This window comes from Rahnella sp. P4_A8, from assembly GCF_056402435.1.
Window position 1 is genome coordinate 1 of the sequence record NZ_JBFUHK010000047.1, and the last position, 23,239, is coordinate 23,239.

Below are 23,239 nucleotides of genomic sequence, written 5' to 3' on the forward strand. Positions count from 1 at the left end.
CGCTGCTTGCGCTGCCTGCCAGAGTGATTGGCAGTGGCTGCTGAGAATCAAACTCTTCCTGGTTAGAGGACAGCGGGTTGTGGATCTCAATATAACGTTTGCCGTCTGGTTCCACGGTGGCTTTCACCGGCTCGTTGATGAACTGAACGCGGGTGCCTTGCGGGACGTTGTCGAACAACCATTTGATGTCAGCATCACGCAGACGCACACAACCGTGGCTCACACGCAAACCGATACCGAAATTGGCGTTGGTGCCGTGGACTGCATACAGACGCCCGACATACAGCGCGTACAGCCCCATCGGGTTGTCCGGACCCGCAGGGAAGACGGCTGGCAGGAATTCGCCACGAGAAGCATATTCTTCATGCATTTTCGCCGTCGGGGTCCAGGTCGGACCGGCTTTTTTACGCTGAACGGTAGTGACCCAGTTCATCGGGGTGTCTTTGCCCAGCTCACCGATACCGATCGGCAGCACGACCACAGTATTGGTGCCTTTCGGGTAGTAATACAGACGCATTTCAGCGCTGTTGATCACGATGCCTTCGTGCGGGGTTTCCGGCAGGATCAACTGCTGAGGAATGGTCAGCACGGTGCCCGGGGTTGGCAGGTACGGGTCAACGCCAGGGTTAGCTTCGAGCATGTTGCTCAAACCCATCTGGTATTGCGCTGCAAAATGTTCCAGTGGCAGGCTGCTGCCCTGCGGAACAGTAACTGTGATGTTTTCACCGACCAGACGACCATTATTGGCCGGAAGAGGGTAGACCACAGCAAAAGACGCCTGGCTATATGCAGCAACTGCCAAAACCAGGGTAAGGATTGCGCGAATGCTCATTTTCATATTTTCGTTGGTCGTTAATGCCACACTGGCAGTTGTCAGGATGTTGATTCCCCCCGATCCGATAGAAACCGGCCGGAGGAATAGTGTACTTGCACATAGCACTTGAAAGGGATCCGGTATGTGTAACGAATCGCATTTCAGGGCCGCTAATTATAAGGATTTATTTCAAACAGGCCAAAGCTTTCTCACCTTGTTAGAAAAGTTCCCTGCCACAACCGCATTTTTTGCGGCAGCCTGCACATTTCCTTCACATTCCTGACCTTATTTACGGCAAAACGGCACCATAACCAGTGCGGCAATAAACATCCAGGCCATGACCTGAAAGATGTCGTTGAACGCCAGCGTCAGCGATTGCGCTGCGACTTTCGCCCCAAACACGCCTTTCGCCATCAGCAATGCCTGAGCGGTATCAGGCGTCAGGTGACCGATTTTTTGCGCCAGCGATCCCATCACTTCCTGCGCATGATCCCCGTATTGCCCCAGCGATTCGCCGAAACGTGCCGCATGAACGCGGGTCCAGTCCTGCAACCAGGTATTCACCGTGGCAATGCCAATCGCGCCGCCGAGATTACGCATCAGGTTAAACAGCCCGGAGGCGTAGCGCAGTTCCGGCCCCTGAAACGCGGTCAGCGCCATGTTCACACTCGGCACGATGCACAACATAATGAACAGGCCGCGCACCACCTGCGGCCAGAAAAACTGTTCTGCTCCCCAGTAAGGGGTCACGGCGGTCGTCAGCCATAAACTCAGTGCGAAACCGGATAAACCCACGGTGATCAGTATCCGCCGGTCAACGCGGCTGATTAATCTGGCGGCAATAATCGTGCTGAAGAATTGCCCGACACCCACCACAAACACCGTTGTACCGATTTGCAGGCTGTTGAAATCGCGGATGCGGCCGAGGAAAACCGGCGTCAGATATGTAGAGGCATAAAGACCAAATCCAACCACCAGATTGAACAGGCAGGCGAAGGTGAATGTCGGGTCACGGAAGGGCGTCAGGCGTACGATCGGGTTTTTCGAATAAAAGGATCGTTCGAGAAACAGCACAAAGGCCACCAGTGAGAACCACGCCGAAATCTGGATTTGCGGATCGCTGAACCAGTTCTTGCGCGGGCCTTCTTCCAGCACATATTCCAGACAACCGAGCGCTATCGCCATCGACAATAAATGTATCCAGTCGATACGTTTAAGCATCGGATAATCCGCTTTATCCACATGAATAAACAGCACGGCACCGGTGGCAACCAGAGCGCCGGGCAGAATGTTGATGAAGAAAATCCAGCGCCAGTCGAGTAACTGCGTGACTATGCCACCCACAGTCGGCCCAAGCGTGGGGGCCAGCACGCTGACCATGCCGAGGATCGCCGGGATCAGCGCCTGCTGTTTGCCCTGAAACATGGCGAAGCCGGTCGCGAATACTGTCGGTACCATCGCGCCGCCGGTAAAACCCTGCAACGCGCGAAAGAAGATCATCGACTCGATATTCCACGACAATCCGCACCCGATGCTGCTGAGGGTGAACAGCGCCGCCGATGCGCTGAACAGCCAGCGGGTGGAAAGTGCCTGCGTCAGAAAAGCCGAGAACGGGATCATCACCAGTTCGGCGATCAGATACGAGGTTTGTACCCAGCTGATTTCATCCGGTCCGGCGGAAAGCCCGGCCTGCACATCGTTTAACGAGGCGGCGACAATCTGAATGTCGATAAGCGCCAGAAACATACCGAACGCCATAATGCTGAAAATCAAAAACTTACGTGATGTCGGATAATCCGCAGGCGAAAGCGTCGCGGCTGGAGTCAGGGTGACAGACATGGCTATGAGATCCCGGGGCTTGTTTATATGATGGTCATCATATTAATATGATGACCATCATACAATGAGTGAAATTAAAAATGAGCGAAGTAACAGCAGATGAAGGGAGCCCGTCCCCGGCAGTAAAAGCCACTAAACGATCAAAGCGGATCTTTGTGGTCAGCGGTATTGCGCTGATGGTAGCCCTGAGTGGCGCGGCATGGTTACTGGCTGCGCCCGCGTCGGAATCCACGGATGATGCCTATCTGACGGCAGACACCACCAGCGTTGCGCCAAAAGTAAAAGGCTTCGTTTCGACGGTGCTGGTGCGTCATAACCAGCGGGTACATGCCGGCGATAAACTGGTGCTGATCGACAGCGAAGAGTTTACGGCTCGTCTGGCGTCTGCGCAGGGAGAACTTGAAGATGCCCGCGCGCAGGTGGCGCAACAGGAAGCGGCGTTACTGAGCCAGCAGGCGCAGGAACAACTGGCACTCACCCAAATCGAAGTCGCGCGCACGGCGATCCGTTCGTCGCGTGCGGAACAGCAACATGCTGAAGCCGAGCAGCAGCGTTATCAGTCGCTGGCGGTCAGCGGTGCCACATCACGTAATGATGCTGACCGGTATAAAACGGTGGCGGTGACGGCAGAACAAACCTCGGCGCACGCCGCGGCAATGCTGGATGTTGCCCAAAATCAGGCGGCGGTGACACACGCCCGGCGGGCAGAAATTCAGGCGGCGCTGGCACTGGCGAAGGCCGCTGTGGTGAAAGCGCAGGCGGCACAAGCGCTGGCGCAGCAGGATCTCAATCACACCACTATTGTTGCTGCCATCGATGGCATAGCGGGAAACCGGCAGGTACAGGTTGGCGATTACGTTACACCCGGTCAGCGGCTGATGACGCTGGTACCGGAACAGGGCATTTATGTGACGGCCAACTTCAAAGAAACACAGACCGGCAGAATGCAGCCGGGACAACGTGCGGACGTGCATGTGGATGCGCTGCCGGGCGTGACGTTTCGCGGTGAAGTCGACAGCCTTGCGCCGGGATCAGGTTCGACGTTTGCATTGCTGCCATTTGAGCCGGGCACGGGTAATTTCACCAAAATTGTTCAGCGGGTGCCGGTGCGGATCCGGCTTGACGCTGGTCAGCCAGATTTAGCGGCGCTGCGCCCCGGATTATCCGTGGATGCGCGCGTTTCGTTAACCGATGCGGTCAGGTAAGCTATGACAGCAATTTTCTGATTATCAGGGTGTTATTATGCGCTATGAGAGTGAACATAAACCTAAAATCCGCGAGCGGATCCTGAAGGAGGCGGCGAAAGACATCCGTACCAAAGGGCCGTTGCAGGTCAGCGTGGCAGGTGTAATGAGCAAAGCTGGCCTGACGCACGGTGGGTTTTATGCGCACTTTGCCTCAAAAGAGGCACTGATTGAGGCCGCCATCGGGCAGATGTTTAATCAGGTTATGGTCCGCTGGGATAAAGAAAATCAGGGGCTGACGGCGCAGCAGCAACTGGCAGGGTATATCGATTTCTACCTGTCGCCCGGGCACCGCGATAACCGGGCGCAGGGCTGTCCGGTGTCGGCGCTGGCCTCTGAAACGCCACGCTTGTCAGCGCCCTGTCAGGCAGAGTTCGCGCGCGGCATCGAACGTATCCGTGGGATGATTATCCGCCAGCTGACAGAGATGGGCGTGGACAACCCGAAAACGCAGGCGATATCGGTGAGTGCGGAACTGATGGGCAGTTTGTCGCTGGCACGTTGTGAGCCTGATCGTGAAGTTTCAGATGCGTTGCTGGAAAGTGCGAAGAAAGCGCTGAAGGCGCGGCTGAATCTTGCAGAAGAATAAACTCTCAGAATCGCTCCCTCCCCTGCGAAGGGGAGGGTTGGGGTGGGGTATTAAGTTCTAAATCAAAAGTTAAGGTTTTCTTAAACAAGGTGTTAGCCCTTAAAACCCCCTCCCAGCCTCCCCCTTCGCAGGGGGAGGAGCTGAAAAAATCTATCAGAAATCATAACCTACTGTAGCAACCACGGTACGTTCCTGACCCCAGTAGCAGTAGCTGGTGCCGTAACAGGCTGCGACATATTTCTTGTCGAACAGGTTGTTAGCATTCAGCTGCACATACGCGCCTTTCAGTTGCGGATTGAACTGCACCAGATTCATACGCAGTGACGCATCAACCAGCGTGGCAGAAGGCATGTGGCGGGTGTTTTCGTTATCCGCCCATTGTGTGCCGATGTAACGCACACCTGCACCCATATCCACACCAATCGGCGTGTTGTACTGACCCCAGATGGAAGCCATTTGTTTTGGCGTCACATACGGCGTGTTGCCGTTGTTCTCAGCCGCATCACGGATACGCACTTTGTTGTAGGTGTAACCGGCCATCACGTTAAAGCGTTCGGTAACCTGTTTCTTAGCTTCCAGCTCAAGACCCTGTGAGCGGATTTTACCTGCCGGCTCGTAGTAGCTGCCGACTACCACGCGGTTACCCACGTCTTTTTGCGTCAGATCATACAGCGCCGCGGTGTACATATCGGAAGTGCCGACCGGCTGGTATTTGATCCCGGCTTCGTATTGCTCACTCTGCATCGGTTTCAGCAGCGTGCCGTCAGCGCCTGGCAGGGCAGATGGCGTCATCGCCTGGCTGTAGCTGACGTACGGTGAAATGCCGCTGTCAAAGGCGTACAGCAGGGAAGCGCGGCTGTTGAAATGACTGTCTTTACGTTCGCTGTTGCTGGTGGTGCCGTAGATGCTTTCGTAACTGCGGCTGGAGGTTTTTAGCGTGTCGTAACGGCCTGACAGGGTCAGATACCATTTGTTCCAGTTCATCTCATCTTGCAGATAGGTACCCATCTGCTCATAACGGTTTTTACCGCGTTTATGACTGTAATAATCCAGTGCATCACCGCCAACGCCAGTGTACGGGTTGAGGTTTTCAGCGTAAGCAGCGTCAGATTTCACATCATTGATAAAGTGGGAGTAATCGAAACCGATCACCACTTTATGTGCCAGTTCGCCGGTCGCGAAATCCGCTTCGAGCTGGTTATCAATCGCAAAAGTATCCAGCGAGGACTTCTCACCGGAATAATAACGACTCATCTTGGTACGGTCCGCATTCCAGCCCGCCTGATACACCTGATCCAGTTCGGTGTTGGAATGGGTGTAGTTGGCGTTCTGGCGGAATGACCAGACGTCGTTAAACGCGTGCTGGAATTCGTAGCTGTAGATTTGCTCCCAGCGTTTGAACTGGTTGCGGGTGCTTTCGCCATCGAAGAAACCCCGGCTCAGTTTCTGCCCGTAGAGGCTGCCGTCAGCCGGAACCGCGGCGTGGTAGCCACCGGACGGATCTTTTTGCAGATATGCGCGCAGTAAAAGCGAGGTATTTTCATCCGGCGTCCACAGCAACTGTGGCGAAATCGCGTAACGCTCTTCACGCTGGTGATCGTACTGCGTATCGCTGCTGCGGGTCATCCCGGTCAGACGGAATGCCAGCTGATCGTTGATGGCATTGGTGTAATCGAATGCGCCGCCTTTGGTATTTTGCGTGCCACCGGAAAGCTGGAAGTGACCTTCTTCAGCAAACTGCGGGCGCTTGGTGGATTCCACCACCACACCGCCGGGAATGCTCTGGCCGTAAAGCGCAGAAGACGGTCCTTTCACCACATCAATACGTTCCAGGAACCACGGATCAACCTGAATGGAGTTATAGGTCGAGCCATCGCTCAGGATCCGCAGGCCATCGAGGAAGGTGTTGTTGACGTCACCGCCGTGGAAACCGCGCAGGGAAATGGTGTCATAACGCGTTGCGCCGCCGGCAAAGTTGGTGAATACGCCTGGCGTGTAGTTCAGTGCAGCGTTAACCGTGGTGGCGTTCTGGTCAGTCATTTGCTGACGGGTCACAACAGAAACGGCCTGACCGGTGGTGATCAGCGGCTGATCCGTTTTGGTCGCACTTTTACTGGTTTTCGCGCTGTAACCCTGCGTCGGAGCATCGGCGGTATCCGCAGGCGCGGCTTTGACAATGACGGTGTCTTCAGCAGCCATTGAGGCAACCGGCATTGCCAGCGCGCACATAAGCACCGAGCGTTTGAGGGGGAAAGCCAACAACATATTCATAATCCCTATAAATAACTCAATAATGATTGAGTGATTAATTGATGCGTGTGTAATAAACCCAAAAGCCAACATGTGTTCCGCACAAAAGCATGACGTGCGAAGGGCAGTCACTTAACCGAAACGTGACGGATGTTAAACTTAATGATAATTGTTATCATTATTATTTTACAAATTCAAGGGAACTTTACGCCAAAAATGTGAAGTGACGCATTTTTAACCTGATGAAAACGAGGGTTTTTTAATTGCGGCAATAAAAATCTGAGCAAAATGGCCGGAAGTGATTAGGGTTAATAGTGAGTTTTTTAATCATGTTCTCTATGTAAAATTCACGGCCGGGAGGCGAAAATGGGTCAGGGGAGTCCGGAGGAATACAGCAGGAAATGGGCAGCGGTTGACAACTATCTGGTGAGTCATTTAGTGGACAGCGATCCGGTTCTGGATCAGGTACTGAAAAACAATCATCAGGCCGGTTTACCCGCACACGATGTAGCACCCAATCAGGGAAAATTACTGGCGCTGTTCGCCCAAATCATCAGCGCACAGAAAGTCTTAGAAATCGGCACGCTCGGCGCTTACAGCACTATCTGGCTGGCGCGGGCGTTACCGGCGCTCGGAAAAGTCGTGACGCTGGAAGCCGATCCGCATCATGCGCGCATCGCACAAACCAACATTGAGCTGGCCGGTTTGCAGGATAAAATTACCTTACACACCGGGCCTGCGTCAGAAACCTTGCCCACGCTCGCGGCGGAAGCGCCGTTTGACCTGATTTTTATTGATGCCGATAAACCCAGCAATCCGCTTTATCTGGAATGGGCGCTGAAATTGTCGAAACCGGGGACATTAATTATTGGCGATAATGTGGTGCGGGACGGCGCGGTGGTGGATCCGTACAGCGACGACGCCCGGGTGCAGGGTGTGCGTCGCTTTATTGAGATGATTGAACAGGAACCGCGTTTATCAGCGACCGCGCTGCAAACCGTCGGCAGCAAAGGCTGGGACGGTTTTGTGCTGGCGCGGGTCACCGGTTAACAGGGCTTAACGCGCCAGACCAAAGCCAATATCAAACAGCGGATTTTCGCTGTCATGTGGCATATCGGATTGTTGTCTGAGCACGGCTTCTTCAGACGATGGCAGTTCAAACGGCAGCTTACCGGTATAGGCTTCGGTGCTGGTCAGGCGCGTAAACAAAACGGTATCGCTGACACCGAAATTGCCGATAATCACTTTCGCTTTGTCCTTCACGTTGGTCAGGATCGCCGGACGGTCGAGATAAACGGTGACGATTGTCGGCACTGCTTTGCTGGCTTTCACGATCGCCTGATAATCCGCGTTGTCACCGGTAAAGGCCAGCGAGCCTTCGTGATGGTGCTTGCCAAAGAACCAGGCTTTATGCGGTTGCTCGTACGGGGCATGGGCGCGGATCAGCGCAATATCGGCTTTCTCCGGCGCATCCACCACGGTAAAACCGGCTGCCGTCGCGGCCTGCGGTGCTATGCCGTACAGCCAGATCTTTTTGCCCTTTTTCAGCGGTAACACATCATCGGTGTTTTGCAGCAATACCAGTGAATGTCCCTGCGCCGAATTGGCTTCTTTTTGCCAGTCAGCGCGCCCGACGGTTTGGGTGGCTTTCTGCACATCGACATACGGATTTTCAAACAGTCCGGTCTGGAATTTTTGCTCAAGAATACGCACAACAGATTCATCCAGGCGCTGTTCAGTCAGTTGCTTTTCATGCACTGCGCTGACCAGCAACTGTGAGTCGGTCACGCCGCCAAACTGATCGACACCCGCCAGCACCGCCTTCACGAAACGCTGTTGCGGCGTCAGATTCTCGACACCCCACGACATGCCACCGGGCACCGGTTCTTTACCTTCCGGCGAACCGTTCAGGCATTCGTTTTCGCAATTGCTGGTGATCAGCCAGTCGCTGAGAATGACGCCTTTGAAACCGTATTGTCCGCGCAGAATGTCGGTCAGCAACTGATGACTGAATCCGGCACCGACCTGTTCGAGCGGTTTGCCGTCCACGGAAACATTTTTCAGGATTGAATATGTCGGCATGACGCTGGCGACCTTGGCTTCAAACGCGYCGGTAAACGGATAGATGTGTTCTTTGAGATTATTGCCGGGGAAGACGGCGTTTTTGCCGTAGACGTTATGGCTGTCAAAACCGTTCTCAGCCGCGCCATAGCCGACCCAGTGTTTGACCACGGAAATCACGCTGCCCTGATTTAGTCCGTCAGGACCGTTTTGCATCCCTTCGATATAACCCCGCACCATGTTATGCACCCGTGTCGGATCTTCGCCGAAGGTGCCACTGATACGCGCCCAGCGCGGCTCTGTTGCCAGATCGGCTTGCGGTGAAAGTGCCTCACGGATACCGACGGCCAGATATTCCTGACGGACGATATCGGCGTAACGGCGGGTGAGTTTCTCATTGCCAATCGCCGCCAGTCCTAAGGTTTCCGGCCACTGGGTGAATTTACCGGAAGAGGTACTCGCACCGACCAGATACTCGAATGAGTTACGCGGGTCGCTGCTGACGGTGACCGGAATACCCAGGCGCGTCTTTTCGGCAATCTGCTGCAGTTTATTGTTTTCTTCCGCCATCATGGCGGGGTCGTTCGCCGAAAGCCGGGTGATCAGGCTGTTGACCTTCGCGCCGGCAATCATCTTTTCCGCCACTGCCATGTCATAATGCGTGCCTGCGCCGATCGGGCTGTTGGCCGTCGGTGCCGAGCCATGCATCATCACCCCGGCTTTTTCCTCCAGCGTCATGCGTTTCACCAGATCCGCTGCTCGTTCTTCCGGCGTCAGTCGCCAGTCTTCATAAGGTTCCAGTTTCCCGGAATGATCGAGATCTTTGAACTGTAAGCCGTCGACAGTCAGCAGCGTCACTTCGCGCTGGCTAAGTTCCGGTTGATTATCGGCGGCAAAAACAGAAGGTGAGGAAAGCAGCAGGGCAGCGACAGCAAGGCTCAGAGGTTTGATTTTCATCATCGTCCTTAATGGTTGATAACTATAGAAGAACTCAATTCCCAATCAATAACCTATTTGCCAGCTGAATGTTGCGATCTGCTTCGCAATGATGTCAGCCGAATGCCAGTCCGAGCACCGCGCCAACGGCCAGTACCCATAACGGGTGGATACGCTTACTGAGCGCCAGCAGGGTACACAAGGCGATCACCCCCGCAAGCGTCAGCGTGGTGGCTGAGGCTTTGGCGATCAGTAATCCGCTCGACACCACCAGCCCGACCGTCACCGGCACCAGCCCGCGTTGCACTATCTGCCGCCACGGACGGTCTTTGTAACGTTTCCAGCCGCCCATCACGACAAGTGTAATGATTGACGACGGACCAAATTTTGCCAGAGAAGACACCAGCAATCCTGACCATCCGGCAACCTGCCAGCCAATCAGCGGCACGATCATCATATTCGGGCCGGGAGCGGCCTGTGCCAGGGCGAACAGCGCACTGAACTCCTGCGCACTCATCCAGTGATGCACCTGCACCACTGCACGTTGCATCTCAGGCAGAATGGTATTTCCGCCACCAAATGCCAGCACGGAAAGTTCGGTAAATAACAGGGCAAGAGAAAGTAAAACTGGCATCAGAATTTACTCCTCGCGCAGATGAAAATACTGACCGGGGCCAGCACCAGCATGACCGGCAGCATCGGGATCCGGAACACGGCAATTGCCATTACGCCGACGGCAACCAGCAAAAGTTGCAGCCATTTCCCCCGCAAAGGAGCAAGCATTTTGATGCCGGTCGAGAGCAGTAAACCGGCCGCCGCCGCCGCCATCCCGGCGAACAGATGTTCCACCAGCGGTTCATTCTGATAACGTGCATACACCAGGCCGAGCAGCACCACACAAATCGTCGGCGCGAGAATAAGTCCGAGTAGCGCCGATAATGCGCCGCGTAATCCGCGGAACTCCATCCCCAGCGCGACCGACAGGTTAATGATGTTGCCGCCGGGTAAAAACTGGCACAACCCGAGCAACTCGGTGAACTGAGCGGCGGTCAGCCAGTGGCGTTTATCCACCAGCATGTGTCGCGCCATCGGCAGCACGCCACCGAAACCGGTCAGGCCAAGGACGAAAAAGCCCATAAACAGTTGCCTGCAATCGGGTTGTGGCGCGGTATTTTCTTCTGTCTCAGGCATTAATTTTTCCTGCGTTTGCGCTGACATTTTCACACTCTCCCTCAAAAGTAATCCAAAGCCGCCAGAGGCGTAAATTCTGTTAAGGATCATGCGCGTGGATGTGCCATGATGTCTAATGCATTTATTAATGGCTAAAGATACCCTGAAGGTATGGTTATGATTGAACTGAAACGTCTGAATGCGTTTGTTACCGTGGTGGAAGCGGGCAGCATTACCCGCGCCGCAGAATTGCTGTTTATTCAACAGCCGCCGCTGACGCGCCTGTTACAGGGACTGGAGCAGGAATTTGGCATCCCTTTATTACAACGCTTGCCGCGCGGGGTGATCCCGACCGAAGCGGGTGAAGTGTTAGTGCAGGAAGCCCGTGCCGTGCTGGCACGTGCCGCTCAGCTCAGCGCTGCCATGCACCGTGCCGCGCAGGGCGAACAGGGTCGGATCCGCATCGGTTTCACCAGCTCGGCCGCGCTGCATACTTTTGTGCCCGCGCTGTTGCGCCGTTATCGGGAAATTTATCCGGCCGTCAGCACTCAGCTTGAGGAAAGTGGCAGTGGCGAATTGCTGGCCGCCGTGGTGGCGGGCGAGCTGGATGTCGCCTTTGTGCGCATGCGGGTCAAAGATATGCCGGAGTTAGAGATGGAAAAGGTACTGGAGGAACCGATGTGGGTGGCGGTTCCGGCCGGACACAAACTGGCGTCGCAACCAGCCAGTCAGCCACTCAGACTCGAAGATCTGAGTAACGAGCCTTTTGTATTATACCGCCGTCGCGCCGGTCAGGGATTGTACGATGCCATACTGGCGGCGTATGTGCGTGCCGGTTTCAGTCCGCATATCGTGCAGGAAGCGCCACGTTTAACCTCTTGTCTGAGCCTGGTCGGCGCCGGACTGGGGATTTCTATTGTGCCGGAATCCATGACCCGGCTGGGCGGGGACGGGGTGATATTTTTGCCGCTGGACGCCGCGACACAACTCAGCGCACCGTTATATCTCGCGCGGCGCGAAGACAGCCATTCATCGGCTATAATCAATACGTTTTGCGATCTTGTAAAATCGCAACTGACGGCTCATTAAAGGTGCTGCTCGGAAATGTGTTTCTGGGTGGATTCCAGTGTAATGCCGTCGGATTCGATGGCGCTGAGCAGGGAATCGAGCAGGCCGGGGAAGCGGGCATCCAGATCTTCGCGGCGCAGCGAAAGCAAATTGGCACGACCGTCAGGGCGCTGCCAGATAACGCCGCTGTCACGCAATACGCGCCAGTGGTGCGTCAGCGTCGATTTTGACAGGCCCTGTAATAAGGTTCCGCAAGGATGCTCGCCACCTTTTGCCAGGGTGCGCACCACGGCCAGACGTAACGGATTACCCAGCGCAGTCAGAACATTTTCGAGGCGGATCTGCTCGCGCTCAGGATGGTTGGCTATCATATTGTTCCTTTACTTTAACGACGCTCATCGGCGGCCGCGCAATATAGCCTATCCCTCTGCTGCTGTACAACGCGACGGCCTCTGACCAATTTCATCGATAGAATAAATTTATTGTACGAATATACACGTACAATTGTAGTATACTCTCCGCATTAAGAAGTTTAGTACTCATTATTTTGTGACGGGACGTGAAAACCACTCTCCGCCAACTTAGCCATCAACCAGTAAGGACGTTATATGGCTCGCAAAACGCCAATCGAGCGCTACCGCAATATCGGTATCTCAGCACACATCGACGCAGGTAAAACCACCACCACCGAGCGTATTCTTTTCTATACCGGCATGAATCATAAGCTGGGAGAAGTGCATGACGGCGGTGCGACCACAGACTGGATGGCTCAGGAACAGGAACGCGGCATTACCATTACGTCAGCCGCCGTGACCTGTTTCTGGCGCGGGATGGATCACTCCTTCGATGAGCACCGCATTAACATTATCGACACCCCGGGGCACGTGGATTTCACCATTGAGGTGGAGCGTTCCATGCGCGTTCTCGACGGTGCGGTGATGGTGTACGACGCCGTGGGCGGCGTGCAGCCACAGTCTGAAACCGTCTGGCGTCAGGCCAATAAATACAAAGTGCCGCGTCTGGCGTTCGTCAACAAAATGGACCGTCAGGGCGCAGATTTCTTCCGTGTCCGCCAGATGATGGTGGACCGGCTGAAAGCCAATCCGGTGCCGATTGTCATTCCGATCGGTAAAGAAGAGCATTTCACCGGCGTGGTGGATTTGCGCAAAATGCGCGCCATTTTATGGGATGACGCGACACAAGGTATGACCTTTACCTATGAAGCGATCCCGGCAGAATTGCAGGCTCTGGCAGAAGAATGGCGCGAGAAAATGGTGTCGGCAGCCGCTGAAGCTAATGACGCGCTGATGGATAAATATCTCGAAGAAGGCACGCTGACTGAGGATGAAATTACCGAAGGGCTGCGTCTGCGCACTATCGCCGGTGAAATCCAGCCGATGCTGTGCGGCAGTGCGTTCAAGAATAAAGGCGTGCAGCGCATGCTCGATGCCGTGATCGAACTGATGCCTTCTCCGCTGGATATTCCACCGGTGGCGGGTACAGACGAAGACGGTAACGACGTTTTCCGTCACTCTGATGACAACGAGAAGTTTTCGGCGCTGGCATTCAAACTGATGACTGACCCGTATGTCGGCCAGCTGACGTTTGTCCGTGTTTATTCCGGCGTGCTAAAAAAAGGCGACAGCGTGTATAACCCGGTGCGCGGCAAGAAGGAACGTATTGGCCGTATCGTGCAGATGCATGCCAATGACCGTATCGAGATTGACGAAATTCGTGCTGGTGATATCGCCGCCTGTGTGGGGCTGAAAGATGTGACGACGGGTGAAACACTGTGTGATCCTTCGGACATCATTACGCTGGTGCGCATGGAGTTCCCGGATCCGGTGATTTCGCAGGCCATCGAGCCGAAGACTAAAGCCGATCAGGAGAAAATGGGCATCGCGCTGTCACGGCTGGCGTCAGAAGACCCGTCGTTCCGTATCCGCACCGATGAGGAATCCGGCCAGACGATCATTTCCGGTATGGGCGAATTGCATCTGGAAATCATCGTCGACCGTATGAAACGGGAGTTCGGCGTGGAAGCCAACATCGGCAAACCGCAGGTAACGTACCGTGAAACGGTGCGCAAAACGGTGACTGATGTCGAAGGGAAATTTGTGCGTCAGTCCGGTGGTAAAGGTCAGTACGGCCACGTGGTCTTCACGCTCGAACCATTGCCGGCAGGCACAGGTTTTGAGTTTGTGGATGCGACCAAAGGTGGCGTGGTGCCGCGCGACTATATCCCTGCGGTTGAAAAAGGGGTCACGGAAGCGCTGAACAACGGCATTCTGGCCGGTTATCCGGTGGTCGATGTGAAAGTGACGCTGACCTTTGGTTCCTATCACGAGGTCGATTCCTCGGAAATGGCGTTCAAAATGGCGGCGATCTTTGGTTTCAAAGAAGCGGCGAAACGTGCCGATCCGGTGATTCTGGAACCGATGATGAAAGTGGAAGTGGAAACGCCGGAAGAGTATGCCGGTGGCGTGATGGGCGATTTATCGTCGCGTCGCGGTACGGTGCAGGGCATGGAAGAAATCGCGGGCGGTGGCGGTAAAATTATCAAAGCCGAAGTGCCGCTGTCTGAAATGTTCGGTTATTCCACCGTTTTGCGGTCGATGTCGCAAGGTCGTGCAACCTACAGCATGGAGTTCAATCACTATGCCGAGGCACCGCGCAATGTGGCCGAAAACATTATTGCGTCGCGTGGTAAATAAGCAAAACCGGCGTAATCTCCGTCAGAGACAAAACGGTCCGCAAGGGCCGTTTTTTTTGGTCGTAGAAAAGACAGCTGAAATTACTAAAGGAACTTGTGATGACGTGCTTAGTAAAAGGAATTAAAGAAAACCCGGCGATTTTTGTAAAAGACGCTAACAGTTTAGAAACAAACCAAAGTCTCCAAGCTGATTCCTGGGAACAATCAGAAAACGCAGAAGCTATTGATACATGTAATGAATTTACAAGTAGAGCAGGGCTGTTTTCAGAGGGGCGTGGCGTGCTTTAACAGGCCTGTAAGGAATTTAAGGCGCAGAATTCTGCGCCTTATTTTACGCGGTTATCTAGCTGACCAGTTTACTGACGATGGTCGCCACATGTTTGCCCTGATGTACGGCAATCCGTAGTTCTTCTGCGCTCGGCTGGCGCGAGCCGTCGCCACCGGCGATGGTGGTGGCACCGTAAGGCGTACCGCCGCGAACCTGAGAAATATCGAACAGTTCAGGTGTGGTGTAACCGATTGGAACGATAATCATGCCGTGGTGGGCGAGGGTGGTCCAGGTTGACGTAATGGTCATTTCCTGACCGCCGCCGGTGCCGGTTGAGCTGAATACACTGGCGACTTTGCCTGCCAGTGCGCCTTTGGCCCACAGGCCGCCGGTCTGATCAAGGAAAGTGCGCATCTGGCCAGTCATGTTACCGAATCGGGTCGGTGTGCCGAAGATGATGGCATCGTAATCGCCGAGTTCTGCGGGGGAAGCGACTTCTGCCGTCTGGTCTGTTTTACCACCGGCAGCCTTAAAGGCTTCTTCAGGCATGGTTTCAGGGACGCGTTTTATTGTGACTTCAACACCTGGAACGCTGCGTGCGCCTTCTGCAACACTCTGCGCCATCGTTTCAATATGACCATACATGGAATGATAGAGAACCAGTACTTTTGCCATCTTTAACTCCTGTTGAGGTGATGTTTTTACCGTATCCTGCCGGGTTTTGGAGCCGGTAATACGGGCGAAAAATTCGCTTAAAAATCCCACGTTTACTCCTGCGCCTGTAAGGCGTTAGTCATGAGCAAGAGAGTCCATCGTCCGCGCATAAGGCGTGAGTTACAAACGCAAATTTTTGAACAGACTCATCAATTAATTAGGGCAAAGGTGCAGAGAAGGTGGGTTTCGCACCTCTATATACTAGAACAGAAGTGCGGGACTGGCGGGAGAGGAGGGCAGGAGATATAAAAACGTAGTCAGAGTGCATTATTCTCTTTCTTTTTCCCAACTGACCAGAATTGAGATTTCATCAGGTTGCGCGATGAATTTACTGAGTGTGGCGGTATGACCGTCTTTCATCATGACCGATACAGCGACGCCGGTCACCCCGTCGGTCAGCGGGGTTTCCTCAACGCGCTGTAACATTTTCAGGCAGGTATATTGCTGCCCCGGTGGCTGATGTCTGAACTGATCGGTGTGGTGCTTTTTCATATCGGCGTCCTTCCATAAATTTGCCCGTCACGCATCAGAACCAGCTTGTGCGTGCGCTTGTAATAAATCGCTGTGAAAACGCCTTTGCGATAGACCTGAGCATCTGCGTTATCTTCATCAAGATATGCGGCGGTCCCTTCGATATATCCCTGTTTATCCGCAGGAAAGATTTTGACGTCGATACCTTTAATGCGCGCATGCACGATCTTTTTAGCGGCCTGGGCATATTGCGTGGAGGCATTTTCCATTGCCTGCTTAAGGGCAACACTCTGAATGGCGGTCTGACGATTTTGTTCAGCCATATAACAGGTATCTTTGGAGACGCCCTGTGACTGGCAGTCAGCCATTCTTGAAGCCTGAGTAGAGCAACCGGAAAGCAGGATAATGGCTGCAAAAACGATAAATTTTTTCATTGAGATTTACCTGAAAGGGAAGAACGGGGGACGGAGCCCCCGGAACGATTTACCAGCCAACGCTCACGCCAGCGCCATAACCAAAGTTACTTTGCGTGTCGTCGGAGACTGACATTTTGACAATGGTGGATCTGCTGGCATGGAATGAAGCGCCAACGGACAGAGCGTTTTGCGCATCATAACCGCCGACACCGGCACCCACCGCGAACTGTTGGGATTCCTGCACCTGAGGGATATTGGCCTGCGCCATAGCGGAAGCCGATCCGGCAGCGGCTTCTTTTTTGTTGTCATCAACCTCAGATTTTAACGCGGAGAATTTTGAGTTGGTGTAGTCCTGAGACTTCTGCAACACCTGAGCATCTGCGGCAGCACGGCTGTGAGATTCAGAGAGAATTTCGGCGTGATTTTGTTCAGCTTCGGCATTCAGGGCAGTGATCTGTTGGTCGTAATAGCTTGAACGAACCCTTATATCTTGTGAATAGGGGGAGGAGCCGGGCTGCGATGTAATCCCCTGTTTTTTGGGAATAACAGGATTCTGCTGCTCTGTCGTGTTAACACTAACGGGATTCCCGGTAGGGTCATTTTTGGCCGGAGTGATCAGCACAGGAATACCGGTAGGGTCATTTTTGGCCGGAGTGATCAGCACAGGAATACCGGTAGGGTCATTTTTGGCCGGAGTGATCAGTACAGGATTCCCGGTAGGGTCATTTTTAGGCGGAGTAATCAGCACAGGATTCCCGGCAGGGTCATTTTTAGGCGGAGTGATCAGCACAGGATTCCCGGTAGGGTCATTCTTGGCCGGAGTGATCAGTACAGGATTCCCGGTAGGGTCATTTTTGGCCGGAGTGATCAGTACAGGGTTCCCGGTAGGGTCATTCTTGGCCGAAGTGATCAGTACAGGATTCCCGGTAGGGTCATTTTTAGGCGGAGTGATCAGTACAGGATTCCCGGTAGGGTCATTTTTGACCGGAGTGATCAGCACAGGGTTCCCGGTAGGGTCATTTATAACAACGCCATCTTTAGCGGGTTCTGCGGGGGTTAAAGTAATTAACGGCACGGTTTCTGTTTTTATTGGCTCAGCCATCGAAATTTGGTCTACCGGAACTGTCGAGGTTCCGTTGTAGTAAGTATTGTTCAACAGGTAGTCGTGTACCTGCTGGAAACTGGTGGCGCTTTCAATTCCCTGTTTTATGTAATTTGGGTAACTCTGATGTGCGGAAAGATACTGATTAACTGCATCCGTTTCTTGCGATGTGAAGGCCGCACTGGCTGATTGTATGAAAGTTACAGAACTAACCATCAGTAACGACCCTGCAAGCATCCTGCAAAACGTAGCAGCAGAGACTCCAAATGGCTTCGTGAGGATCTTATTCTCGCGATTAACTTTGCGATTTGCAGCRGCGCTATGTTGAATTCGTTCTGAAACTTGTGCAGTCATTTGTTTTTTCCGATATTGAAATAAGTATCTGTTAGCGACAAATAAGAAGCATTATCAGAACGCTCTTTCCGTCTCTTTACGAAAATCATACATGCGGTGAATGTGACTTGCTTCACGCATTCAACGAACGTTTGACTTATGTCAAGAAACGTAAAGTTATAGCGCTACATGAATTTGTTTCACTTAGCTTGTTTGTTTGTAGCTAGCAGACACTAATTTTTGTGTCAGTGACACTGAAAACCAGTAATTTTCGTAGCGAATAGCGACGGGATGGAATCTCTATGAGATTCCTGTACAATGAGCAGGGTTATATAAATTGGAGATAAGTTTATGGCAGATAACGCAAATGAGTTCCTGGACTATGTCCGGAGGCTGGATATCGACCAGCCCGCGTTGTGTATCCTGTTGGGACTGCCTCGCAGCACGCTAAATAAGTGGATCAACGGCACTGTGACGCAGATCCCACAAGTGGCGGTAACGGCAATCAGAATGCTGTGGTTTATGCGTAAGAGTGATGAAGCACTGTTTGAAAAGTGGGCAATGGTGCAGGATTTTGGCGTCACCGCCGATTATGCGGTCAATGATAAGGCGCAGGAGTTTTTGCATACCATCAGGCGCGAGCCGAGTGCGCCAATCAAAAAGTTACTGATGAAATAATGGCGCTGGCAGGGTTTTATACAGCGTCCACACGACAATAAAAAAGGCGGCTAACCTGACGGGTTAATCGCCTTTTTTACCTTCAGGGCAGGGTGAATGGCTCAGACAACGACGTCGAAAATCATCTTCACGGGTTCGATATTGGTGAAGTTTGCCACGTCAGCGACAAAATCTGCCGCATTGTCTTTCATGCCTTTTTCAAAATCTTCCATTGAGTTGCAATAGATATGGCAGGCGGCGATGAATGGCGACTCAGCCGGAGCGCCCTCAGGCATTTTATCAATAGCGTAAGAATGGCAAAACTCGCCCATGCGGCGTTTGATCAGCGGTAAATGCACATCACGATAATAATCATGATCAAAGGTTCCGTTTTCGATATTTGGATACAGCACACTGTATTTAATCATTTTATGACTCGTCTTTTCCCGGATAAAAATCAATTTTAGCCTACCGGCTAAGAATACACCGCGCCATTTGTGCCTGATGTTATTTATCTGAAAAATCATTCATCTGCATACATGTACTATGCTTAATAGATTGATATTTAGTATGGGATAGACATGGGATTTTTAGGTTGGACAGCGGCGGTCGGAGGACTGCTATTGATTATGTCACTCGCATCGGGGTGGATTTCCCGCGGTCCGGTGACGACGTTTGGTTTATATCTGGCCGCAGGGATCGTCTGCGGTCCCTGGGTTTTGGATTTACTGCATATCGATCTGGTGGCGTATTCCACCCTCACCGCACATTTCACTGAAATCGCCATGGCGGCGTCATTATTTATTACCGGACTGAAACTCCGGTTGCCCTTTCGCGCACAAAGCTGGCGCGTCGGTGTGTTACTGGCTTTTCCTGCCATGTTACTGACCGTCCTGTGCGTCGCGGCTATTGCCCATTACATTACAGGTATTTCATGGCCACTGGCTCTTGCGTTGGGTGCCATCATTGCGCCGACGGATCCGGTGCTGGCCAGCATGATTGCAGTGAATGATGCCAATGATGATGACGGACTCAGGGTTGCGCTTTCCAGCGAGGCGGGGATGAATGATGGTTCCGCGCTGCCCATCCTGATGCTGGCGCTGATGTTGTTTACCGCGCATGAAGGATTATCTTCACAAGAATTGTGGCACTGGGCATGGCGCGATGTGATCTGGGCATTGCTCGGCGGGCTGGCAATTGGCTTCGCGATGGGGAAACTGGTCGGGCTAAGTGCGACGCGTTTTCACAGCCGTCAGCGTACGGTCGCACCGAGTGATTTTCTGGCGTTGTCACTGATTGCGCTCAGTTACGCGGCCGCACAATCTCTTGATGCTTCCGGTTTCCTTGCAGCCTTTGCCGCCGGTGTCGGGTTGCGCAGCGCGGAAGTGCGCGTGGTCTCTTTGCATCCGCCGGAGGATCTGACGGACGGGTCGCGCCCGCCACCCGCTGAAGGCATGGTCAATCCACACCAGCGTCATTCGATGCAAGCTGAAATGCCGCGCAATTCGATCGGACTGATGGTGGGTGATGCACTGTCATTTGGCGATACCATTGAGCGGATTTTTGCCGCCGGGATTGTCATGGTGCTCGGGATAACGCTGGCGGAACACTGGGAGCCGATGGGGCTGTTGATCGCTGCGCTGCTGTTTATCGTCATCCGTCCTCTGGCTGTTTATATCACGACAATAGGCGTACACGTGCCCAAGGGCAGGCGGCTGATGATTGGCTGGTTTGGTATTCGCGGTATCGGCAGTATGAACTATATCGCTTACGCCTGGACGCACGGATTGCATGGCGCGGACGCCAACTATATGACCAACATCGCGTTCACGGTGATTGTCACCAGCGTGGTGATCCACGGCATAACCGTATCACCGGTGCTGCACTGGCGGCAGGCAAGGCAGGAAGCAGCGCAGGAAGAGCGGGAGGCACGGGAGAAAAGCCAGGAAGAAAAGGCATAAAAAACGGACGCTCAGGGCGTCCGTTTCTGTTTCTGGCGTTGCGGTCAGGCAATCTGTTTTTTACTGAGGCTGAGCATAAACAACACCGCAGCGCACAGCACGACAGAAGGGCCAGCAGGCGTATCATAGAATGCAGAGAACGTCAGGCCGCCGGTCACCGCAATGATGCCAACCGCTACCGCGACGCAGGCCATTTGCTCAGGCGTTTTAGCGAAGCGTCGCGCTGTCGCGGCGGGGATAATCAGCAACGAGGTGATGATCAGCGCGCCGACGAACTTCATCGCCAGACCGATCGTCAGCGCTGTTACCAGCATCAGGACGATACGTGTGCGTTGCAGTTTTACGCCATCAACATGAGCAAGTTCCGGGCTGATGGTCATGGAAAGCAATGCCCGCCATTGCCAGCACAGCACCGCAATCACCACCGTTACGCCAGCACCAATCATCCAGATGTCGCTGTAGGTCACTGACAGCAAATCACCAAACAAATACGCCATCAGATCCACACGTACGCCGGACATCAGGCTGACCACCACCAGACCGAGTGACAGGGCGCTGTGCGCCATAATTCCGAGCAGGGTATCGACGGCCAGATGCGGTTTCCGCTCGAGCACCACCAGTAACACGGCCAGCAATAACGTGACGGCGATAACGGTATAGAAAGGATTAACATTAAGCAGTAAGCCAAACGCTACGCCGAGCAGAGAGGCATGGGCCAGCGTATCGCCAAAATAGGACATGCGGCGCCAGACGACAAACGAGCCCAGCGGGCCAGCGGCAATCGCCAGCAATACACCCGCCAGCCAGCCGGGTAATAACAGCGCGATCATGCGTCACGACCTCCGGTGTTGCGCAAAATTATCTTTCCCTTTAAATCATGACGATGGTTGTGGTTGTGACGGTAAATCGCCAGTTGCTCGGCGCCACGGTTACCGAACATCGCAATAAATTCCGGATGCGTGGACACTACTTCCGGCGAGCCGGAACAGCAGATGTGCTGGTTCAGGCACAGCACTTCGTCCGTTTTCGCCATCACCAGATGCAAGTCATGCGACACCATCAGCACCGCGCACCCCAATTCGCAGCGCAGGCTGTCGATCAGGTTGTACAGCGCCAGTTGTCCGTTGACGTCAACACCTTGCGTCGGTTCATCGAGCACCAGTAACTGCGGGCTGTTCATTAACGCACGCGCCAGTAAAACACGCTGATTTTCGCCGCCGGAGAGTTTTTGCATCGGTTGATCCAGCAGGTGCGCAGCCTGTACGCGTTTGAGCGCGGGCAGAATATCGCTTTTCTTCACACCGGGTTTCAGTCGCATAAAGCGGCTGACGGTCAGCGGCATGGTGGGATCAAGATGAATTTTTTGCGGAACATAGCCGATACGTAAACCGGGTTCGCAAGTCATCGTGCCTTCTGTCGGCGCAATCAGGCCAAGCACAACGCGCACTAATGTGGATTTCCCTGCGCCATTCGGGCCGAGAAGGGTCAGAATTTTCCCCGGTTGCAGGCTTAGCGAGATGTTGGACAACACGCGTCGCGAACCGAAAGTCACTGAAATATTTTGGAGCGTAGCTAATGTGGGCATGTCATAGGGTCTTGCAGAACAAATCGGATGTTATAATATTGCGTTTCGCTAAAAATAACCAGTTTTCCCCCAACCTGAAGATGAGTTCACTCAGCATGATACAGAAAAAAAGCGTTAAACGGATGTTTCTGGCAGCCGCAATATTGAGTTCAGGCGCGGTTTTCAGCACGCAGGCCGTGGTTCTGGCTTCCGTACGCCCGCTGGGTTTTATCGCATCAGCCATTGCCGATGGTGTTATGCCGACGGAAGTGTTGCTGCCGGACGGCACATCTCCACATGATTTCGCCTTACGCCCTTCGGATATTGCACGCATGCGTAGCGCCGATCTGGTGGTGTGGGTGGGGCCGGAAATGGAAGCTTTCATGACCAAATCTGCGGCGCAGTTGTCGCCGAACCGTCAGGTGGCCATCGCGACGTTACCGGCAGTGAAACCGCTGCTGATTAAGGGCAGTGATGATGACGAACATGAGGCTGATCATGACCATGATCACGATGACGCTGATCATCATCATGGCGAATACAATATGCATGTCTGGCTGTCGCCGGAAATTGCCCGCGAGGCTGCTATTGTGATCCATAACAAGCTCGTAGCGCTGGTTCCGCAAAAAAAGCAACAATTAGATGCAAATTTATCTCATTTTGAAGACACCTTGACAAAAGCTGACAAAAACCTTGGTAGTATTCTGCAACCTGTTCAGGGTAAGGGATATTTTGTTTTTCACGATGCCTATGGCTACTTTGAAAAACACTTCGGCCTTTCGCCACTTGGTCACTTTACGATCAATCCCGAAATTCAACCCGGTGCACAGCGATTACATCTCATTCGAACACAGTTGGTTGAGCAAAAAGCGACCTGCGTTTTTGCTGAGCCACAATTCAGGCCGGCCGTCATAACGGCTGTTGCCCAGGGAACAAAAGTGCGTATGGGCACATTGGATCCTCTGGGGAGCAGCATTGCACTGGGTGCGGACAGCTATGTGAACTTTTTGTCACAGCTGACGAACCAGTACCTGAGCTGCCTGAAGTAAGCTAAAAGGACAGAATTTAA

At 53.4% G+C, this 23,239-nt stretch carries 23 protein-coding genes; 9 read left to right on the forward strand and 14 right to left on the reverse strand.

All coding sequences use genetic code 11. From position 1 onward, the window contains the following. On the reverse strand, positions 1-838 hold an 838-nt coding region (locus AC1DUO_RS18510; RefSeq protein ID WP_477988246.1), incomplete at its 3' end, for a L,D-transpeptidase family protein. Between the two features lie 261 nt (positions 839-1,099). Then, complete coding sequence (locus AC1DUO_RS18515; protein WP_013575279.1) at positions 1,100-2,653, reverse strand: DHA2 family efflux MFS transporter permease subunit; 1,554 nt, start codon at positions 2,651-2,653, stop codon at positions 1,100-1,102. 80 nt (positions 2,654-2,733) lie between these two features. Here AC1DUO_RS18515 and AC1DUO_RS18520 point away from each other — a divergent pair, with 80 nt between their 5' ends. Beyond that, complete coding sequence (locus tag AC1DUO_RS18520) at positions 2,734-3,858, forward strand: HlyD family secretion protein (protein WP_449632694.1); 1,125 nt, start codon at positions 2,734-2,736, stop codon at positions 3,856-3,858. 37 nt (positions 3,859-3,895) lie between these two features. Further along, positions 3,896-4,486, forward strand: coding sequence for a TetR/AcrR family transcriptional regulator (locus AC1DUO_RS18525; RefSeq protein WP_477988249.1), 591 nt, complete (start codon positions 3,896-3,898; stop codon positions 4,484-4,486). 153 nt (positions 4,487-4,639) lie between these two features. Here the strand turns inward: AC1DUO_RS18525 and AC1DUO_RS18530 are convergent, their stop codons facing one another. Continuing rightward, positions 4,640-6,751: a TonB-dependent siderophore receptor gene (locus AC1DUO_RS18530; protein ID WP_477988251.1), complete on the reverse strand. Its 2,112-nt coding sequence runs from the start codon at positions 6,749-6,751 to the stop codon at positions 4,640-4,642. 351 nt (positions 6,752-7,102) lie between these two features. Here AC1DUO_RS18530 and AC1DUO_RS18535 point away from each other — a divergent pair, with 351 nt between their 5' ends. Further along, positions 7,103-7,786 carry an O-methyltransferase gene (locus AC1DUO_RS18535; protein ID WP_241917163.1) on the forward strand — a complete coding sequence of 228 codons (684 nt, stop codon included), beginning with the start codon at positions 7,103-7,105 and terminating at the stop codon, positions 7,784-7,786. 6 nt (positions 7,787-7,792) lie between these two features. Here the strand turns inward: AC1DUO_RS18535 and AC1DUO_RS18540 are convergent, their stop codons facing one another. From AC1DUO_RS18540 to AC1DUO_RS18550, 3 genes are all read right to left on the reverse strand, one after another. Next, on the reverse strand, positions 7,793-9,754 hold the full coding sequence (locus AC1DUO_RS18540) for a glycoside hydrolase family 3 protein (RefSeq protein ID WP_477988253.1): 1,962 nt from the start codon (positions 9,752-9,754) through the stop codon (positions 7,793-7,795). 94 nt (positions 9,755-9,848) lie between these two features. Beyond that, on the reverse strand, positions 9,849-10,367 hold the full coding sequence (locus AC1DUO_RS18545; protein ID WP_013575285.1) for a chromate transporter: 519 nt from the start codon (positions 10,365-10,367) through the stop codon (positions 9,849-9,851). Beyond that, complete coding sequence (locus AC1DUO_RS18550; protein ID WP_173362069.1) at positions 10,367-10,924, reverse strand: chromate transporter; 558 nt, start codon at positions 10,922-10,924, stop codon at positions 10,367-10,369. The genes AC1DUO_RS18545 and AC1DUO_RS18550 overlap by 1 nt, the downstream gene beginning before the upstream one ends. 150 nt (positions 10,925-11,074) lie before the next feature. Here AC1DUO_RS18550 and AC1DUO_RS18555 point away from each other — a divergent pair, with 150 nt between their 5' ends. Beyond that, the gene (locus tag AC1DUO_RS18555; RefSeq protein ID WP_198670086.1) at positions 11,075-11,992 is read left to right on the forward strand and encodes a LysR family transcriptional regulator; all 918 of its coding nucleotides are present in this window, start codon (positions 11,075-11,077) and stop codon (positions 11,990-11,992) included. On the opposite strand, the gene AC1DUO_RS18560 is transcribed toward AC1DUO_RS18555, so the two are convergent. Continuing rightward, a complete protein-coding gene (locus AC1DUO_RS18560) occupies positions 11,989-12,342 on the reverse strand; it encodes an ArsR/SmtB family transcription factor (protein ID WP_013575288.1) in 354 nt (117 codons plus the stop codon). The two genes, AC1DUO_RS18555 and AC1DUO_RS18560, sit on opposite strands and share 4 nt — an antisense overlap. Positions 12,343-12,579: 237 nt before the next feature. On the opposite strand from AC1DUO_RS18560, the gene fusA reads away from it, so the two are divergent. Continuing rightward, on the forward strand, positions 12,580-14,685 hold the full coding sequence (fusA, locus tag AC1DUO_RS18565) for an elongation factor G (protein ID WP_013575289.1): 2,106 nt from the start codon (positions 12,580-12,582) through the stop codon (positions 14,683-14,685). Positions 14,686-14,783: 98 nt separating this feature from the next. Next, positions 14,784-14,972 (forward strand): type II toxin-antitoxin system CcdA family antitoxin, encoded by a 189-nt coding sequence (locus AC1DUO_RS18570; protein ID WP_448311599.1) that lies wholly within the window; start codon positions 14,784-14,786, stop codon positions 14,970-14,972. A gap of 55 nt (positions 14,973-15,027) precedes the next feature. On the opposite strand, the gene wrbA is transcribed toward AC1DUO_RS18570, so the two are convergent. The 4 genes from wrbA to AC1DUO_RS18590 all read right to left on the reverse strand — a co-directional run bounded on the left by wrbA (position 15,028) and on the right by AC1DUO_RS18590 (position 17,871). Further along, positions 15,028-15,627 carry an NAD(P)H:quinone oxidoreductase gene (gene wrbA / locus AC1DUO_RS18575; protein ID WP_421589067.1) on the reverse strand — a complete coding sequence of 200 codons (600 nt, stop codon included), beginning with the start codon at positions 15,625-15,627 and terminating at the stop codon, positions 15,028-15,030. Positions 15,628-15,933: 306 nt separating this feature from the next. Next, positions 15,934-16,158: a hypothetical protein gene (locus tag AC1DUO_RS18580; RefSeq protein WP_477988258.1), complete on the reverse strand. Its 225-nt coding sequence runs from the start codon at positions 16,156-16,158 to the stop codon at positions 15,934-15,936. Next, entirely contained in the window at positions 16,155-16,571 is a 417-nt protein-coding gene (locus AC1DUO_RS18585) for a hypothetical protein (RefSeq protein ID WP_013575299.1), read from the reverse strand. The genes AC1DUO_RS18580 and AC1DUO_RS18585 overlap by 4 nt, the downstream gene beginning before the upstream one ends. A gap of 49 nt (positions 16,572-16,620) precedes the next feature. Then, positions 16,621-17,871, reverse strand: a complete 1,251-nt coding sequence (locus tag AC1DUO_RS18590) for a YadA C-terminal domain-containing protein (RefSeq protein WP_477988260.1) — start codon at positions 17,869-17,871, stop codon at positions 16,621-16,623. A 468-nt stretch (positions 17,872-18,339) separates the two neighbouring features. On the opposite strand from AC1DUO_RS18590, the gene AC1DUO_RS18595 reads away from it, so the two are divergent. Further along, the gene (locus tag AC1DUO_RS18595) at positions 18,340-18,666 is read left to right on the forward strand and encodes a hypothetical protein (protein ID WP_013575301.1); all 327 of its coding nucleotides are present in this window, start codon (positions 18,340-18,342) and stop codon (positions 18,664-18,666) included. A gap of 101 nt (positions 18,667-18,767) precedes the next feature. Here AC1DUO_RS18595 and AC1DUO_RS18600 read toward each other — a convergent pair whose 3' ends face one another. Then, positions 18,768-19,073, reverse strand: coding sequence for an EthD family reductase (locus tag AC1DUO_RS18600; protein WP_013575302.1), 306 nt, complete (start codon positions 19,071-19,073; stop codon positions 18,768-18,770). A gap of 153 nt (positions 19,074-19,226) precedes the next feature. On the opposite strand from AC1DUO_RS18600, the gene AC1DUO_RS18605 reads away from it, so the two are divergent. Continuing rightward, positions 19,227-20,606, forward strand: coding sequence for a cation:proton antiporter (locus AC1DUO_RS18605; protein WP_013575303.1), 1,380 nt, complete (start codon positions 19,227-19,229; stop codon positions 20,604-20,606). 44 nt (positions 20,607-20,650) lie between these two features. Here the strand turns inward: AC1DUO_RS18605 and znuB are convergent, their stop codons facing one another. Next, positions 20,651-21,436 carry a zinc ABC transporter permease subunit ZnuB gene (znuB, locus tag AC1DUO_RS18610; RefSeq protein WP_013575304.1) on the reverse strand — a complete coding sequence of 262 codons (786 nt, stop codon included), beginning with the start codon at positions 21,434-21,436 and terminating at the stop codon, positions 20,651-20,653. Next, positions 21,433-22,191 (reverse strand): zinc ABC transporter ATP-binding protein ZnuC, encoded by a 759-nt coding sequence (znuC, locus tag AC1DUO_RS18615; protein ID WP_013575305.1) that lies wholly within the window; start codon positions 22,189-22,191, stop codon positions 21,433-21,435. The genes znuB and znuC overlap by 4 nt, the downstream gene beginning before the upstream one ends. Positions 22,192-22,286: 95 nt before the next feature. Between znuC and znuA the strand changes: the two genes are divergently transcribed. Next, entirely contained in the window at positions 22,287-23,219 is a 933-nt protein-coding gene (gene znuA / locus AC1DUO_RS18620) for a zinc ABC transporter substrate-binding protein ZnuA (protein WP_015689879.1), read from the forward strand. Positions 23,220-23,239 lie beyond the last annotated feature (20 nt).

Excerpts from the sequence above, each read along its gene's own strand:
- wrbA (WP_421589067.1), bottom strand. The coding sequence starts at position 15,627 with ATGGCAAAAGTACTGGTTCTCTATCATTCCATGTATGGTCATATTGAA.
- znuC (WP_013575305.1), bottom strand. The coding sequence starts at position 22,191 with ATGCCCACATTAGCTACGCTCCAAAATATTTCAGTGACTTTCGGTTCG.
- AC1DUO_RS18520 (WP_449632694.1), top strand. The coding sequence starts at position 2,734 with ATGAGCGAAGTAACAGCAGATGAAGGGAGCCCGTCCCCGGCAGTAAAA.
- AC1DUO_RS18535 (WP_241917163.1), top strand. The coding sequence starts at position 7,103 with ATGGGTCAGGGGAGTCCGGAGGAATACAGCAGGAAATGGGCAGCGGTT.
- fusA (WP_013575289.1), top strand. The coding sequence starts at position 12,580 with ATGGCTCGCAAAACGCCAATCGAGCGCTACCGCAATATCGGTATCTCA.
- AC1DUO_RS18580 (WP_477988258.1), bottom strand. The coding sequence starts at position 16,158 with ATGAAAAAGCACCACACCGATCAGTTCAGACATCAGCCACCGGGGCAG.
- AC1DUO_RS18585 (WP_013575299.1), bottom strand. The coding sequence starts at position 16,571 with ATGAAAAAATTTATCGTTTTTGCAGCCATTATCCTGCTTTCCGGTTGC.
- AC1DUO_RS18515 (WP_013575279.1), bottom strand. The coding sequence starts at position 2,653 with ATGTCTGTCACCCTGACTCCAGCCGCGACGCTTTCGCCTGCGGATTAT.
- AC1DUO_RS18600 (WP_013575302.1), bottom strand. The coding sequence starts at position 19,073 with ATGATTAAATACAGTGTGCTGTATCCAAATATCGAAAACGGAACCTTT.
- AC1DUO_RS18545 (WP_013575285.1), bottom strand. The coding sequence starts at position 10,367 with ATGCCAGTTTTACTTTCTCTTGCCCTGTTATTTACCGAACTTTCCGTG.
- AC1DUO_RS18570 (WP_448311599.1), top strand. The coding sequence starts at position 14,784 with ATGACGTGCTTAGTAAAAGGAATTAAAGAAAACCCGGCGATTTTTGTA.
- AC1DUO_RS18590 (WP_477988260.1), bottom strand. The coding sequence starts at position 17,871 with ATGGTTAGTTCTGTAACTTTCATACAATCAGCCAGTGCGGCCTTCACA.
- AC1DUO_RS18525 (WP_477988249.1), top strand. The coding sequence starts at position 3,896 with ATGCGCTATGAGAGTGAACATAAACCTAAAATCCGCGAGCGGATCCTG.
- AC1DUO_RS18530 (WP_477988251.1), bottom strand. The coding sequence starts at position 6,751 with ATGTTGTTGGCTTTCCCCCTCAAACGCTCGGTGCTTATGTGCGCGCTG.
- AC1DUO_RS18555 (WP_198670086.1), top strand. The coding sequence starts at position 11,075 with ATGGTTATGATTGAACTGAAACGTCTGAATGCGTTTGTTACCGTGGTG.
- AC1DUO_RS18605 (WP_013575303.1), top strand. The coding sequence starts at position 19,227 with ATGGGATTTTTAGGTTGGACAGCGGCGGTCGGAGGACTGCTATTGATT.
- AC1DUO_RS18560 (WP_013575288.1), bottom strand. The coding sequence starts at position 12,342 with ATGATAGCCAACCATCCTGAGCGCGAGCAGATCCGCCTCGAAAATGTT.
- AC1DUO_RS18595 (WP_013575301.1), top strand. The coding sequence starts at position 18,340 with ATGGCAGATAACGCAAATGAGTTCCTGGACTATGTCCGGAGGCTGGAT.
- znuB (WP_013575304.1), bottom strand. The coding sequence starts at position 21,436 with ATGATCGCGCTGTTATTACCCGGCTGGCTGGCGGGTGTATTGCTGGCG.
- znuA (WP_015689879.1), top strand. The coding sequence starts at position 22,287 with ATGATACAGAAAAAAAGCGTTAAACGGATGTTTCTGGCAGCCGCAATA.
- AC1DUO_RS18550 (WP_173362069.1), bottom strand. The coding sequence starts at position 10,924 with ATGCCTGAGACAGAAGAAAATACCGCGCCACAACCCGATTGCAGGCAA.